This is a genomic window from Mycobacterium sp. SMC-21, assembly GCF_045310825.1.
Classification (GTDB): Bacteria; Actinomycetota; Actinomycetes; order Mycobacteriales; family Mycobacteriaceae; genus Mycobacterium.
The window spans coordinates 191,610-206,757 of sequence record NZ_JBJIAO010000002.1; the positions used below are offsets into that span (position 1 = coordinate 191,610).

General features: G+C 64.2%; 13 protein-coding genes and 1 pseudogene. 8 read left to right on the top strand and 6 right to left on the bottom strand.

Annotation, left to right across the window (positions count from 1 at the left end; translation table 11 throughout):
• Positions 1-15: 15 nt before the first annotated feature.
• Complete coding sequence (locus ACJH6H_RS02820) at positions 16-1,122, bottom strand: zinc-binding dehydrogenase (RefSeq protein WP_212806438.1); 1,107 nt, start codon at positions 1,120-1,122, stop codon at positions 16-18.
• Positions 1,123-1,135: 13 nt separating this feature from the next.
• Complete coding sequence (locus ACJH6H_RS02825; protein WP_212806437.1) at positions 1,136-2,722, bottom strand: acyl-CoA synthetase; 1,587 nt, start codon at positions 2,720-2,722, stop codon at positions 1,136-1,138.
• Positions 2,723-2,825: 103 nt separating this feature from the next.
• On the opposite strand from ACJH6H_RS02825, the gene ACJH6H_RS02830 reads away from it, so the two are divergent.
• Both ACJH6H_RS02830 and ACJH6H_RS02835 read left to right on the top strand, forming a co-directional pair.
• Positions 2,826-4,748, top strand: a complete 1,923-nt coding sequence (locus ACJH6H_RS02830) for an NAD(P)/FAD-dependent oxidoreductase (RefSeq protein ID WP_212806436.1) — start codon at positions 2,826-2,828, stop codon at positions 4,746-4,748.
• Positions 4,745-5,632, top strand: a complete 888-nt coding sequence (locus tag ACJH6H_RS02835) for an SDR family NAD(P)-dependent oxidoreductase (RefSeq protein WP_212806435.1) — start codon at positions 4,745-4,747, stop codon at positions 5,630-5,632. The genes ACJH6H_RS02830 and ACJH6H_RS02835 overlap by 4 nt, the downstream gene beginning before the upstream one ends.
• A gap of 8 nt (positions 5,633-5,640) precedes the next feature.
• On the opposite strand, the gene ACJH6H_RS02840 is transcribed toward ACJH6H_RS02835, so the two are convergent.
• Positions 5,641-6,246, bottom strand: a complete 606-nt coding sequence (locus ACJH6H_RS02840; protein WP_346416875.1) for a Dabb family protein — start codon at positions 6,244-6,246, stop codon at positions 5,641-5,643.
• A 483-nt stretch (positions 6,247-6,729) separates the two neighbouring features.
• On the opposite strand from ACJH6H_RS02840, the gene ACJH6H_RS02845 reads away from it, so the two are divergent.
• Positions 6,730-7,941: an NADH:flavin oxidoreductase gene (locus ACJH6H_RS02845; RefSeq protein WP_212806434.1), complete on the top strand. Its 1,212-nt coding sequence runs from the start codon at positions 6,730-6,732 to the stop codon at positions 7,939-7,941.
• On the opposite strand, the gene ACJH6H_RS02850 is transcribed toward ACJH6H_RS02845, so the two are convergent.
• Complete coding sequence (locus tag ACJH6H_RS02850; RefSeq protein ID WP_212814723.1) at positions 7,902-8,720, bottom strand: IclR family transcriptional regulator; 819 nt, start codon at positions 8,718-8,720, stop codon at positions 7,902-7,904. The genes ACJH6H_RS02845 and ACJH6H_RS02850 overlap by 40 nt on opposite strands.
• A 251-nt stretch (positions 8,721-8,971) precedes the next feature.
• Here ACJH6H_RS02850 and ACJH6H_RS02855 point away from each other — a divergent pair, with 251 nt between their 5' ends.
• Positions 8,972-9,385, top strand: a complete 414-nt coding sequence (locus tag ACJH6H_RS02855; protein WP_371824471.1) for a hypothetical protein — start codon at positions 8,972-8,974, stop codon at positions 9,383-9,385.
• Positions 9,386-9,529: 144 nt separating this feature from the next.
• Here ACJH6H_RS02855 and ACJH6H_RS02860 read toward each other — a convergent pair whose 3' ends face one another.
• Both ACJH6H_RS02860 and ACJH6H_RS02865 read right to left on the bottom strand, forming a co-directional pair.
• Positions 9,530-10,711, bottom strand: a complete 1,182-nt coding sequence (locus ACJH6H_RS02860; RefSeq protein WP_212806432.1) for an acyl-CoA dehydrogenase family protein — start codon at positions 10,709-10,711, stop codon at positions 9,530-9,532.
• A 108-nt stretch (positions 10,712-10,819) separates the two neighbouring features.
• Positions 10,820-11,899 carry a ferredoxin--NADP reductase gene (locus ACJH6H_RS02865; protein WP_212806431.1) on the bottom strand — a complete coding sequence of 360 codons (1,080 nt, stop codon included), beginning with the start codon at positions 11,897-11,899 and terminating at the stop codon, positions 10,820-10,822.
• Positions 11,900-12,103: 204 nt separating this feature from the next.
• Between ACJH6H_RS02865 and ACJH6H_RS02870 the strand changes: the two genes are divergently transcribed.
• From ACJH6H_RS02870 to ACJH6H_RS02885, 4 genes and pseudogenes are all read left to right on the top strand, one after another.
• Complete coding sequence (locus ACJH6H_RS02870) at positions 12,104-12,940, top strand: mycofactocin-coupled SDR family oxidoreductase (RefSeq protein WP_212806430.1); 837 nt, start codon at positions 12,104-12,106, stop codon at positions 12,938-12,940.
• Between the two features lie 20 nt (positions 12,941-12,960).
• Positions 12,961-13,753, top strand: a pseudogene (locus tag ACJH6H_RS02875) (SDR family NAD(P)-dependent oxidoreductase).
• Between the two features lies 1 nt (position 13,754).
• Positions 13,755-14,603, top strand: coding sequence for an LLM class F420-dependent oxidoreductase (locus tag ACJH6H_RS02880; RefSeq protein ID WP_212806429.1), 849 nt, complete (start codon positions 13,755-13,757; stop codon positions 14,601-14,603).
• The gene (locus tag ACJH6H_RS02885) at positions 14,600-15,115 is read left to right on the top strand and encodes a nuclear transport factor 2 family protein (protein WP_212806428.1); all 516 of its coding nucleotides are present in this window, start codon (positions 14,600-14,602) and stop codon (positions 15,113-15,115) included. The genes ACJH6H_RS02880 and ACJH6H_RS02885 overlap by 4 nt, the downstream gene beginning before the upstream one ends.
• Positions 15,116-15,148 lie beyond the last annotated feature (33 nt).

Below are 15,148 nucleotides of genomic sequence, written 5' to 3' on the forward strand. Positions count from 1 at the left end.
TTCGTCCTTTGCGAACTACGGGGTGATGCTGGCACGGATGTCGCGCTTGCCGTCCGCCGCGGCGAAGGCGTCATTGATGTCGTCGAGCGAGTACGTCGTTGCGGCGAGCCGGTCGAAGGGCAGTTCATGTTGGTGACGGTCCAGGAAGGTCAGGGCGCGAGACAGCACTGCCGGGTCGTACAGCGAAACGCCGACCATGGTCTTGTTGCTGAAGACGAATCGCGAGGGGTCGAAGGCGAACGTCTGGCCGGCGTTGATGTTGCCGATCTCGACGTAGCGGCCGAACTGTCCCAGCATCTGCAGGCCCTCTTCGATCGCCGAGGGGTGCCCGACGACTTCGACGACGACGTCGGCACCGTGTCCGTCGGTCAGCGCACGAACGGCTTTGGCTCGGTCCCTGGGCGTCGCGACCTGGTTCAGATCCAGCACGGTGTCGGCACCGAAGGCGGCCGCCAACTCCAGCCGTTCGGCGATGCCGTCGATCGCGATCACGTTCGCGGCGCCGCGCGCTTTGGCGACCGCGATCGCATAGAGGCCCAGAGCTCCGGCCCCTTGCACGACAACGTGTTCACCGAGTTGCAGGTCGACGCGTTCGAACCCGTACATCACCTGGGACAGAGCACAATTGGCGCCTGCCGCGATGTCGTCAGCGACGCTGTCCGGAACCGTGTAGACGACGGCGCCGGCCGGCAGCAGGTAGTAATCGCCGTAGCCGCCGACGAAATATGGTGGCTCGTCGGCCCGGCCCAGCATGGCCATCTTCAGCTTCAGGCAGCCGTTTCGTCGCCCGGCAAGGCAATTGCGGCAGCTGTGGCAGCTGTAGAAGTAGGGGAACACCACTCGGGTGCCGGTCTGCAACGGCTTGCCGTTCGAGTCGGTCGAAACACCGTCACCCAGCGCCTCGACAGCCCCAACCATTTCGTGCCCGAGCACCGTTGGCAGTTGCCCACCGAGACCTCGGGTTGCGAACGTGCCGTGCCAGGCGTGTACGTCCGACCCGCAGATGTTGGCGCGGGTCACGCGGACCAGGATTTCACCCGGTCCGACCTCTGGCAGCGTGACGGTCTCGATCTGAAATGGCTTGCCGGGCTCATCGAATCGCGCGATGCGGCCTTTGTACATATGTTGTGTTCCTTCAGTTTTGCGCGAATTCGGGGCTGAATTCTTCACGCAGTCGGCGTTTGAGCAATTTGCCGCTGGGGTTCTTCGGGAGGGAATCGACGAAGAAAACCCGTTTGGGAGTTTTGAAGCCTGCGAGATGACCACGGCAGTGGGTGAGGACTTCGTCTTCGGTCAGCGTCATCCCGGCGCGGGGGACCACGGTGGCGACGACAGCTTCGACCCACAGCGGGTGCGTCAACCCGAAGACGGCGGCTTCCTCGATACCGTTGTGCAGGTACAGGATTTCTTCCACTTCGCGGCTGGCGACATTCTCCCCGCCGGTCTTGATCATGTCCTTCTTGCGGTCCACCACGTGCAAGAGGCCGTGCTCGTCGTAGAAGCCGAGATCACCGGAATGGAACCAACCACCGGCGAACGCCTCCGCGGTCTTGTCCGCGTCGTCGAGGTAGCCCAGCATCAAATGTGCACTGCGGTGGGCGATCTCGCCGACGGTTCCCGGTGGTACGGGAGTGTTCGTCTCGTCGAGGATGGTGGTTTCGACATTGACCACCGGTCGGCCTGCCGATCCGGCGTGAGCGTCCTGTTCCTCCGGTCCGAGCGCCGAGGCCAGGGGCGCCATCTCGGTCTGGCCGTAGAAGTTCCACAAGCGCAGACCCGGCAACCGGCGACGCAACTCGTGCAGGATTTCGGTGGGCATCGGTGAGGCGCCGTAGTACCCCTTGCACAGGCTGGACAGGTCGACCTGGTCGAAGACGGAGCTGCGCAGCAGGCTGATCCACACAGTGGGCGGCGCGAAGTAACTGGTGGCGTGGTGGCGCTCGATGGTGCGCAGGACCAGTTCGGGTTCGGGGCGGGGCAGGATGATGCTTGTCGCGCCGAGATAGATTGCGGTGGCCAGGAAGTTGTCGAGCTGTGCGCAGTGGTACAGCGGCAGGGAATGGATGACGACGTCGTCGCCAGACATCGAGCCGGCGACGATGGTGCTGATGTACTGCCACATCAAGCTGCGGCTGCTGTGCATCACCCCCTTCGGCCGCGACTCGGTGCCACTCGTGTACATCACCCGGACGAGCTGTTCGTCGCCGAGAAGATGGTCCGGGGCAGTGCTCGTGGCGGCGAGCCAATCGGCGAAATCTGGCCATCCAGAGGGACACTGCTGCCCGGCCGGAGCCAGCGCTGCGGTGACGTGCACTGCGGTGCCGCGGCGCAGCGCGTCCGCCGCCACCGGCGCCAGGTCCGCTTCGACGATGAGCCCGGCAGCATTGCTGTGCGCCAGGATGTAGGTGATCTCTTCGGCGGTGAGCATGAAATTGATCGGGACCAGAACCACGCCGGCACGGGCCGAGGCGAATGTCAGTACCGCGTACTGCCAGCAGTTCCGTGACAACAACGCAAGCCGGTCTCCGACCCGAAGACCGTTGTCGCGCAACGCCGCAGCGGCACGGTCGACCAGGTGGTCGAACTCGGCGAAACTCAGCGACACCTCGCCGTCGACGATCGCTGTCTTGTTCGGCTGTCTGCGCGCCGCCCGGCGTGGAATGTCGGCGAGGCTGTGGCTGCGGGCCCGGGCGATAACGGTGTCCAGGTCATCAGAATCCATGCGGTGAAACGTATGTAGCGCACCGAGTTGCTCGCAGGATCGTATCCCGCTCAGAGGTCAAAGCAGCGGCGGCGAAAGGGCGGTCCCTTCGATACTCGATTGCATGACCGCCGCGACCGAATCGTCCTCACCTGTAGCCAGCGCTGCTGACCCTGACGCCCTGCGTGCACACCTGATGCAGGCAGATCCCGGTGTCCTCGTCGCTGTGCTCGCACAGATGACCGGCGATGCATCGGTCGTCGATCGGTACGCCCCCAAGATCGATCACGTGCAGGACCCGCCTGAGCGGGCGGGGACCACCGATCCCGAAACCATGCACGCGCTGGTCGGCGAGATCAGCACTGCGCTCGTCGACTTCCGGCCCGAGGACGCGGCCGGCGCAGACCGCGACCTGTTCACCCGGGTGCTGCCGCTGGCGGTGGGCGGTCCGGTAGATGACGAATTCGTCGACCTGCTGATCGAGCAGGGTGGTTTCCGCCCGTCGCAACCTACGCTGCCGCGCACGGTGCCGATTCCCCAGACCACTTCCATGGCCATCATCGGGGCCGGGTTGGCCGGCATCGCGGTAGCACTGGCGGCTGCCGAGGAGGGCGTCCAGTTTCAGATTTTCGACCGCAACAGCGAAGTCGGGGGTACGTGGCTGACCACCACGTACCCGGGCATCGGCGTTGACACCCCGTCGGCCTACTACTCGCTGTCGCGTGAAGTGAACCCGGAATGGTCCAGCTATTACCCGCAGGGCGCCGAGTACCAGGCTTATCTCGTCGCGCTCGCGGACAAGCACGAGCTGCGCAAGCACATCCGGTTCGGCACCGAGGTGGAGGCGTTGCGGTGGGATGAAAGTCGTCAGCAGTGGCAGATTCATTCGCGCGGCGCCGACGGAAGCACGACGGTTGACCATGCCAGTTTCGTCGTAACCGCGGCCGGCTACCTGAATCGTCCCCGCTTTCCCGATCTCGAGGGCCGGGAGAGCTTCGGCGGCATCAGCATTCACTCGGCGCAGTGGGATCCCGCGCTGGACCTGACGGGCAAGAAGGTGGCGATCATCGGTGCCGGCTGCACCGCGGTGCAGATTGTCGATGCCTGCGTCGACCAGGTCGAACACCTCACCGTGTTCCAGCGGCAGCCTCATTGGGTCGCTCCCCGCAAGCGGTTGTCCGACGACGTCCCGGAACATCGCCGCTACCTGGGGCGGGTGCTGCCGTTCTACGCCATGTGGAACCGGGTCAAGTCGTACTGGGCCACCGCCGACAACAACTACCCGGTCATCCTGCAGGACCCGGAGTGGTCCAAGAACCATTTGTCGATCTCGCCCGCCAACGACGTGCTGTTGCAGATGTGCACGGACTACATCAACCAGATGTTCGGCGCCGGAACAGAATTGGCCCGCAAAGTCACGCCCGATTTCGCCCCGTACGGCAAGCGGATCATCCGCGACCCCGGCGGCTACTATGCCGCGTTGACCCGTGATCACGTCGACGTCGAAGCCAGCGAGCCGGCCGCGGTGAACGCCGATGGGATTGTCACGCACGACGGCCGACAGATCGACCTCGACGTCATCATCTACGCCACCGGCTACCACCTGGACTTCCTGTCGACGATCGACATCCGCGGTCGCGACGGCCGGGCGTTGTCCGCTGAGTGGGGCGACAGTCCGCGTGCCTACCGAGGTGGCACGGTCCCGGGCTTCCCCAACCTGTTCATCACGTCAGCACCGAATTACAGCCCAGGCCACGGCGCGGGCGCCAACTTCTCGATGGAGGTGCTGGCGCACTACATCATCGAGTGTCTGCAGCTGATGGCGCTGCGCGGCGTGCCGACCATGGAGGTCACGCGCAATGCGTACGACGAGTACGTCGAGGGCATCGACGAGACGATGCGCGGCACCGTGTGGTGCCATACGCCCAACGCCCACACCTACTACCGGTCCGGTTCAGGGCGCGTCGTGGTGGCCACACCATATCGACTGGTCGACTTGTGGCGTCAGCACCGGGCACCCATCGAGGAAGACTTCATCCTGCAATGACAAGGCTCTTGGCCGGTAAGACCGCACTCGTGACGGGCAGTAGCCGGGGGATCGGACGGGCAATCGCACAGCGGCTGGCGGCCGAAGGGGCCACGGTCGCGGTCACCGCGCGCGGGCATGGTCCGTCAGCGTCGGTGCGCGCCGGCGTGAGTGAGATGATCCCGGGCAGCATCCAGGAAACCGTGCGGCTCGTCGAAGACGCCGGCGGTTCGGCCTTCGGCGTGCCGGCGGATCTCGAAGACCCCGACGCGCGTGGCGGCCTTGTCGAGGCGGTCCTGGAACGGACCGGGCGCATCGACATCTTGGTCAACAACGCCGGTTTCGCCGACTATGCCGTGGTCGAGGACATGCCGATGGCAACCTTCGACCGGACAATCGACCACTACCTGCGCATCCCGTTCGCCCTGACGAAAGCCGTTGTGCCGCACATGAGAAGCCAGGGTGCGGGCTGGATCGTCAACATCGGCTCGGTTACCGGGGTGGCCCCGGCGCGGCCGTATCGGGACTACAACAAGACCGCCGGCGATGTCATCTACGCATCGTGCAAGGCGGCTCTGCACCGGTTCACCCAAGGGGTGGCAGCCGAGTTGGTCGATGCGAACATCGCCGTCAACTGTGTGGGTCCGTCCACTGCGGTGCGTACCCCTGGCGCCGCCGCGCTCATTCCCGAATCGTTTCCCACCGAGCCGGTCGAATATCTGGCAGAGACGGTGCTGGCCATGTGCCACGCGCCCGCCGCGGAGCGGACGGGTCTGGTGGCGTTCAGCTTGCACTACCCATGGTCCCAACAATTGCCGGTGCACTCGCTGGACGGCGGCGCGGTTCTGCCGCCGCTGCAACCGCCGGCATCGGCCAATCCGAACATCCTGCCCGCCGGGGTTTAGCGGCCCCGTCAGCGCAGCACCGGCGTGGTCAGCTCACAGAAGCTGTGGCACAGACGATCTCGGATGATCACGTCGGTGGTTTCCGGGTCGAACCAGCGGTCGACGACCGCCCAATGGATAGGGTGCATCAGGTACGGCCCCATCAGCCCGTCGACGTCGGTGAATTCCTGCTCGAACACGTGCGTCCACGGGCTGGTACCGATAGCGGTGTCGACACGACTGAGCTGCCACGCCGCGATGGTCGAAACATATCTTGGCATCGAAGCCAATTCGCGTTCGAAGTCGGCAATGGTGTCGGCGTCGACGCCGGGGTCGACACGCAGCAGTAGTGCGCGGTACACGGTGCCGCTACCGCTGCGTGTCGGGGTTCCGCGATAAGTCGCGCCGTTGACGTGCATGATCGCCGGATCGGCCAGAATGTTGTCGAAAGTGCTTTGCCGCCAGGAAGCCTGGTCTGCGAAGCGTAGATGGACCAGGATGTCGCCACCATTGCGTGAGCCCGACAGCGTCGGTTCCACCACATACGCGAGTGCGCCGCTGTCGTGGGCTGCCGCGCGCAAGTTCTCCAGGATTCGTACCCGATCGGATTCGTCGACGTCGATCAGGCGCGTCACGCCGACGGTGGCACCCTCTGCTGCCGGTTGTGGTTGCCGCGCAACGACATCACCTGCGGGGGCCACGTTTTCGGGAGACGCGGCCACGCTGCGGTTGCGTTCGACAATGAGGCCGGCCACGCTGTCCCACCACTGTGCCAGTGTCGGATCGCCGCGACCCTGCCATGTCATCTGCCACCACGCCTGCGGGCTGGGCAGGGACCAGGTGATGGTGACGACGTTGGTTCGGTCGTCGAACCAGATCGGTGGACTGACCAGAATGTCCCACATGGTCATACCGCGCTCGATGGCGCCGGGGGCGTATCCGGCGAGATAGGCGTCGATGAATTTCTGGGCACACCCGGGTGCGGTGACCACGCGGTCGATGACGAACACTTCGTCCATGGGTAGAGGCTAGGCGCAGAGGGCGTTGCGCGGTCCGCCTCTTCCCGGTTACCGGGAACGGATCTTTGCTCCTCGGTGATGGGCGGCAATGGTGATCCCATGGGCGACAATCCCTTTGAACCTGCGCAGCTCGGACCGGTGGTGCTGCGGAACCGAATCATCAAGGCGGCGACCTCGGAGGGGCGCTCGCCCGACGGCGCGGTCACCGATGATTTGATCGCCTTTCACCGTGCCTTCGCCGACGGCGGCGTGGGGATGACCACCGTCGCGTACTGTTGCGTCTCTGCCGAAGCCGCGAGCGCGCCGGGACAGATCGTCATGAGTGCAGCTACGTTGCCGGGCCTGCGCCGGTTGACCGACGCCGTACATACTCGCGGAGCGGCAATTTCGGCTCAACTGGGGCACGCCGGGGTGGTGGCGCCCAAGAAGCTCACCGGTGTTACCGCGGTGGCGCCGAGCAGGTTCATCAACCCGACGTCTTTCGCGTACTGCCGCGCGATCAGCGTCGCGGAAATCCAGACCGTCATCCGGCAGTTCGGGGCAGCCGCCCGCATCGCGGTGGATGCCGGTTTCGACGCGGTCGAGCTTCATTTCGGCCACCTGTACCTGCCCAGCTCATTCCTGAGTCCGCTCATCAACCGCCGCACAGATGGGTACGGTGGGTCGATCGACAACCGGTCTCGACTGGTTCGTGAGATCGCTGAACACGTCCGGACAGTTATCGGCGGCCAGGTCGCGGTGATCGCCAAGCTGGACATGGATGACGGTTTCCCCGGCAGCATCTGGATCGACGAAGCACTGCGCACGGCACAACTCCTCGATGCCGACGCCACGCTTGACGCCATCGAGCTGACCCAAGGTTCCTCGGTCTACAAACCGATGTATCTGTTCCGTGGCGATGTGCCGGCCAAAGAGTTTTCGAAAGTGATGCCCGCCGCGCTGCGCCCCGCCATCCGACTGTTCGGCAAGCAAGCGATGGGCAGGTACCCCTACCGGGACTTGTACATGCTCGACGCCGCTCGGCAATTCGTCCCGCTGATGAAGAACACCAAACTCGTTCTGTTGGGTGGCATTACCAACCGTGAACACATCGAGACCGGCATGCGGGAAGGGTTCGATTTCTTCGCCATGGGGCGGGCGCTGCTTCGTGAACCCGACCGGGTGAACACCATGGTCACGGAGCCGGATTCACGCAGCCGTTGCACCCACAACAACAAGTGCATGGTGACCGTGTTCGGGCGCACCCATTGCGTCCTCGACCCCGAACAACGCTACGGAGTCGCCCAGCGGCTCACCGACGACCGGCGGTGAACTGCCTGCAGCGACCGGGAACCACCTTGGTGCGGGCCGAATTCCATGTTGCGCCAGATGCGGGACGCGGTGATTCGAACCGGCGCCGCCAGCCGCTGATCCAGCGTGATCCGGTCGATCGGCCCGCACACGGATACCGCAGCGAGCGGCTGACCGGGCAGTCCGATGGCTGCCGCCACGCAGCCGATCCCCAGTAGTGATTCCTCGCGGTCGAACGCCACGCCACGTTCGCGGGTCTTCGCCAGTTCGACCGCCACTTGCTGGGTGCCGGTAATCGAGAAACGAGTTTGGCGGCTGCTGAAATCGACTTCCGTGCAGTCGCTTTCGGCGAGGATGGCCTTTCCCAGCGCAGTACAGTGCGCCGGTACGCGATTGCCGACCGAGGTGTGGACGAGATCAGTCAGGTGATCGCCGATTCTCTCGAGACAGATGACGTCGGAGCCGTCGAGGACAGCCAGATGTACTACCAAGCCCGTGGCCCGCTGCAGACTGCGCAGGAGGGGCAGCGCGGCCTGGTGAATGCGGCCCTGATGCAGGGCCAGCGACCCCAGTTCGACCAAGCGGGTCCCGAGTTCGTAGTCGAAACCTTCCCGTCGGAGCCAGCGCAGGTGCACGAGTCGCTCGAGCATGCGGTGCACAGATGAACGCGGAAGACCGGTGCGGTGCACGATCTGCACCATCGTCAGCGGTGTCTTGCCGTCGAAGGCATCCAGCACCAGGGACATCCGGTCAATGGCGGCGATCGGCGTTTCGCCGCGGTTCACGACGGTCGTTGTCATGAGGCGCTCCCAGAGGTCGATAGTCAAAAAAGGACTATGACTATTTTTACCATATGGTGTGCGCGCTGTCACACACTGTGGTTTGGGTTCGAAGGGTGCCCGCTCAGCGGATATTCGTCCCATCCCGGGACCGGTGCCCCGTAACTTCTTGCTGGTAAAGGGATCACAGCCACGTCTGGCCGGTGCTGCCGGTGGCGTCTGATCCGGCAGGCGCGTCGGCAAGGGCAGGTATGAAATCAACCATCTCGGCCATGGCGTTGGTCGCCGCCGCATGGACGGCGATGCCGCTGGCGCACGCGGATATCCGCCACGGGAACTTCGAAGTCAGAATCTCCGGCCGGCATGACTTTCACACCTGGCTATGGGCGCTGTCGAGTTGTCAGGGCGACTGCGTTCACGTTCAGGCGATTCCACAACCGGTGGCGAAGGCCTTTCCCTACCAGGGCGACGCGCATCGTCACGACGGACGGCTGACGCTCACCGTTGATGTGCCGGATGGATTGCGTTGCGGGGATGTCTATTACGGGCCTGTGATACCGACCCGGGATACCTATTCGTGGGATCCGAACACCATGTCCGGCACACTGTCATCATCGTTCGCCACCGGCTGCGATGGAGCGCCCGCGGGCACATTGACCTATCCGTTCGACCTCGTGCAGATGTAATTCGGAAGCTGCTACTCGGTGGCTACGGCGCGCGGCCCGCGAGTAAACCGTACAAGCTACGGACGTATCGCCTTAGGTAGATCGGTGACCCACGGATAGCCCCAGTAGCTGAGGCTCTTGATCAATCCCACGGGTGTTCTCCTGTCAGATCATCGCCCGCAGCGGGCCCTGCGGGTCCACGCCGAGGGAACTCAGGGCCGAGGCGTGGTAGACCGTGCCCGGTACGTGGATGGCGTGCGCCTGGCCGACGTGCACATCCCGCCAATACCGTTGCAGCGGCTTGTCCATCCGCGCGGCGTTGCCCCCGCATCGCGCGAATACTTCATCGACCGCCGAGACGGCGCGCCATACGGCTCGCACCTGGGTGCGCCTGCCGGCCGCGCGGTCCTCGAACGACACTTCCGTGCCGGCGGCGACCATGTCGTACATCCGGTCGACATTGGCCAGCAGCTCCTGCCGGGCGGCGTTGATGTCGGCGGCGGCCTCACCGATGGCATACATGACGTAGGGGTCATCTTTGATCGAGACTCCGCTGGAGTTCACGCGCTCGCGTTGGTAATCGAGTGCGGCGGCCAGGGCGCCTTCGGCGATGCCGATGACGGCCGACGAGATGCCCAGCGGGAACATGGTCGACCACGGCATCAGGTACAGCGTCTCGGTCATCCCGGCCTCGCGTTGGGCGGTGCCGTCCATGACCTTCATCGCGTCCATGGTGCGGTAGGTGGGGACGAAGGCGTCCTTGACGATGACGTCCTTGGAGCCGGTGCCGCGCAGGCCCACCACGTTCCAGGAGTCCTGGACGATCTCGTAGTCGCTGCGGGGCAGGATCATGTGCAGCATCTGCGGCGGCATGACGGGCTTGCCCTCGGCGTCACCGAGCATGGCGCCCAGGATGATCCACTCGCAATGGTCGGTGCCCGAGCTGAACTGCCAGCGGCCGTTGAAGATGTAGCCACCGTCGACTGGCGTGGCGACGCCCTGTGGCGCGTAAGGGGAGGCGACCCAGGTGTCGACATCGTCAGCCCAGATTTCGGACGCGACTCGTGGGTCTGCGTAAGCGAGCTGATACGGATGGACGCCGACGACGCCGTTGATCCAACCCGCGGACGGATCCAGTGCGGCGGTGGCCATCACGGTCTCGGCGAATTCACGCGGGTGGACTTGCAGTCCGCCGTGGGCCTTCGGCTGCAGCAGTCGAATGTTGCCCGCCAACTTCATCAATTTGACCGTCTCGTCGGTGAGCTGCCCGGCCCGTTCTGCCTCGGGGCCCTGGGCGCGCAGTTGGTCGGCGATCTCGCGCACCCGGTCGATTACCCGGTCGGTCATCTTGTCGTCCTATCGTTTCAATGGCTGCCACTGATGGTCCGTCGGTGGAATTTCCGTTGGTGAGAACCGTTCCCGGTGAGCGGAAAATGTTGTGGAGCAGAGGTTTTTCTAAAACTTGATGTGCAGTTCGTCTGATATTGGTGTGGCCTGGCAGGCCAAGATCAGACCGTCGGCGAGGTCCTCTGCTTGCAGTACTTCGGAGGCTGCCATGTCGACTTGGCCACCGAGCACGGTCGCCGCGCACGATCCGCACTGGCCTTCTCGGCACGAGTAGGGCACGTCGAGGTCTGCCGCGATCATCGTGTCGACCAGTGTTGCGCGACGCGGCCATCGCAATCGGTGGCTCGCGCCGTCAAGGTCGATCCGTACCGTTGCAGCGTCTCCGCTATCGGAATGATCTGCTGCGGAACTCATCTCATTGGCAAACGGGTCGCTCGAGAGGGACTGGAACACCTCGAGATGGATGCGCTCACGTGGCACCCCGGCTTCGCTCAGGGCCTCCTTGACGACCGACATGAACGCGGCAGGACCGCAGATGAACGATTCGAAGGTCGCGGACCCGGAAAAGACGGTGCGCGCAAATCCGGTCAGCTGCGCGCGAGTCGGCAACCCCTGCACCGACTCCAACCAGTGCAATACCGTCAAGCGACCGGCGTAACGCGCAGCCAGTTCGCGGAGCTCAGCCGCGAAGATCACCGAACGCTCGTCACGGTTGGCGTAGCACAGCACCACTCGTCCGGAACCGGATGCCATCGCTGATTTGAGGATCGACATCACAGGGGTGATACCGCTTCCGGCGGCCCACAACAGAAAGTCGGTGTCGAGCGAGGACGGTGTGAAGACTCCGGCCGGCGGTAGCACTTCGATGGTTTCGCCAGCAGAAATGTTGTCGCACAACCAGTTCGACCCGTATCCGCCCACAGTTCGCTTGATCGTGACCTTCAGTTCGGAATCGGTGTGCGGGGAACTCGCCAACGAGTAGCACCGGGCCACCGAGCCGGTCTGATCGCTCGGTACGCGCAGGGTCAGGAATTGCCCTGGACGGTAGGTGAAGCGGTCGCGCAGCTGTTCGGGGACCGTGAACACCAACGACCGAGCGTCGGGAGTCTCCTCAACGACATCGGCTACCGCTAGCAATACACCTCGGCCTGCGCTGACGATTTCGGTGCCGGCTTCGACATCGTTCATGTGCTGAAAGTCTGGGACGACAAAGGCACGCACCCAACCGGTCTCTCCGATGAGCGGGATCCCTGCATTGGTTTCCGATCACCGGGAATCGCCGAAGATTCGGCTTGGAGGCGGTACCTACCGTTGCAGGTGTGAGCAGGAGATCGAAGCCTGATTCAAACGACGCCGAGACCTGTGGGCACGCAGTGTGACGGGGAGAAGCGCATGAGTGCGCTGCGGCTCGCAGGCAAAGTCGCAGTCATCACGGGTGCTGCGCGCGGAATCGGCCGCGCCCAAGCGGTGCGGTTCGCCCAGGAGGGCGCCGACATCATCGGGCTCGACCTGTGCGGGCCTGTCGAGACCGTCTCGGTTCCCTTCAGCACTCCGGCCGACCTCGAGGAGACGGCCAGGCTGGTCGCACGGGCCGGCGGCCGGATCCACACCGAGATCGTCGACGTCCGCGACCTCAAGGGGATGCAGGCCGCGACCGACCGGGGCGCCGATGTGTTCGGTGGACTCGACATTGTCTGCGCGACGGCCGGAATCACGTCCCGTGCGATGACCATCGATCTCGGTGAAAACGCCTGGCGCACCATGCTCGACGTCAATCTGACCGGAGTGTGGCACACCTGCAGGGCCAGCGCCGAACACCTGATTGCACGCGGTGGCGGCGCCATGGTGCTGACGAGCTCAATCGCCGGCGTGCGCGGCCTTGTCGGGGTAGGCCACTACACCGCCGCCAAGCACGGGGTGATCGGACTGATGCGCAGCTTCGCGCACGACCTGGCGCCGCACGCCGTCCGCGTGAATTGCATTCTGCCCACCAACGTCGATACCCCGCTCATCCAGAACGACGTCGTCCGGACTGCTTTCCGTCCGGACCTGGACCGACCTCCCACGCGGGACGAGTTCGCCGAAGCCGCGCGACGGATGAACCTCCTGTCCATCCCGTGGGTTGAAGCGATCGACGTCGCAAATGCGGCGCTGTTCCTGGCCTCCGACGAGGCTCGCTACGTCACCGCGATCACGTTGCCCGTTGACGCGGGCGCCACGCAAAGATAACTCCGACAAAAGGATTCACGATGATCGATGTTGCCAAGTACGGACCGTGGGCAGTCATTGCCGGTGGATCAGAGGGCGTGGGAGCCGAATTCGCCGTGCAGCTCGCGCGGGCGGGTTTGAACCTGGTACTGATCGCGCAAACCGGGGCCGCTCGAGGAGACCGCGGCACGCTGCCGCGAAATCGGCGTCGAGGTTCGCGTGGAGTCCGCTGACCTCCTCGATCCACAATCGGTTGCCCGGATTTGCGAGGGCACCGCCGACCTCGAAGTGGGATTGTTGATCTATAACGCAGGCGCGAGCACGTGCAACGAGCTGTTCTTGGAGACCGACCTCCGCGAGTTTCAAAAGGTCACCGACCTCAATGTCACGCGGATGCTCGAATTGGTCCAGTACTACGGCCGTCCGATGGCGGCTCGTGGCCGCGGAGGCATCATGCTCGTCGGATCGCTTGCCGGCTACATGGGCGCGTGGAGGCACACGATTTATGCTGGCGCCAAGGCTTTTTCCCGGATGTTCGCCGAGAGCCTCTGGGTGGAACTGCGCGAACACAATGTGGATGTATTGGAATTGGTGCTCGGTGTCACGCGGACGCCGGCGATGGAGCGAATCGGCCTCAATTTCGATGCGCCCGGCATCCTGGTCAACGAGCCCGCTGACGTCGCCGCAGAAGGTCTCGCACACCTTGCCGATGGGCCGGTCTGGGTGGCGGGCGGTAACGTGGGCCGCGCAGAAGCCAACAGTGCCCCGGACAGATCGCGGGTGGTGCTGGAATCGCATGAGGCGATCAGAGCCCTGATTGCCGGGGCACATTGACGTGCGGTTGGGTTTGTCCACGCCAGTAGTGGTGCAGCAGCCCGGAATCGCCAGCGACTGGGAATCCACCGCCGGCATCGAGGATCTGGTTCAGATTGCTTCCGCTGCTGACGAATTGGGTTTCGAGTATCTGACGTGCTCGGAACACATTGCCGTTCCGTCGGCGGATGTCGCCAACCGTGGTGCGGTGTATTGGGATCCGCTGGCCACCTTGGGTTATCTTGCCGCGCACACCAGCCGAATCAGGATGGCCACTGCGGTGCTGGTCCTCGGATACCACCATCCGTTGGAGATCGTGAAACGCTACGGCACCCTCGATCGGGTGAGCGCGGGGCGACTGATACTCGGAGTCGGAATCGGCTCTCTGGAAGAGGAATTCGCGCTGTTGGAAGCGTCGTGGGCGCAGCGGGCCGCACGCGCGGATGACGCGATTTGCGCTCTTCGAGCATCGCTGTCCAGTGCGATACCGCAATACCATGGACGGTTTTATGACTTCCAGGGCATGACTGTGCTGCCGCACGCTGAACAGCGGCAGGTCCCACTGTGGGTCGGCGGACGCGGTGCGGCGTCACTGCGACGGGCAGTACGTCATGCGGACGGATGGATGCCTTTCGGGCTTGATCCGCATGACGTATCTGACATGTTGGCCATCGTCGAACGTCAGCCGGGTTTTGAGGTGGTGCTGTCCACCGTGGTTGACCCAGAGGGTGATCCGGCCGGCACGCGCGCCCAATTGGAAGTCCTGCGCGACGCCGGGGCCACGGCCATCAGCTGCGTGGTCCGGGCAAACAGTGCGTCGCACTACTGCGATCAGTTGGTCCGCTTGCGTGAATTGGAGAAGGAAGTATGACCGAAGCCGAGGTCTTGTCACGTCTGCGGCAACTCGAAGATCAGCTGGAGATCGCGAAAATCATTGCCACGTACGGTCCTTCAGTCGATTCGGGCGACGCCGACCGAGCCGCGCGGCTGTGGGCTGTCGGCGGAACCTACGACGTAGAAGGCTGGCAGATGACGGGCCGTCAGGGGGTACATGACATGGTCAGCTCCCCATCACACCAGGACCTCGTCGCTCAGGGGTGTTGTCACTTCCTGGGACCTGCTGTGATCGCCTTGGACGGCGACGCCGCAGTGGCCGTCTGCGAATCGCTGGTACTGCTGCGCCAGAGCGGTTCAGACTCCAGCGGCGACGACCATTACCGAGTCTGGCGTGCCACCGCAAATCTTTTCGTACTCAACAGAATTGCGGGCAAGTGGCAGATCACCGCACGGACGAGCAGGCTCCTCGATGGTGACCTATTTGTTCGCACACTGCTCGGAGCCGGTCTGGACGGCGTGTCGCCACCGACGCACGAACGGGGGTAGACCGGCTCCGGTGCCGGGAGGTTGCGTCGCCCT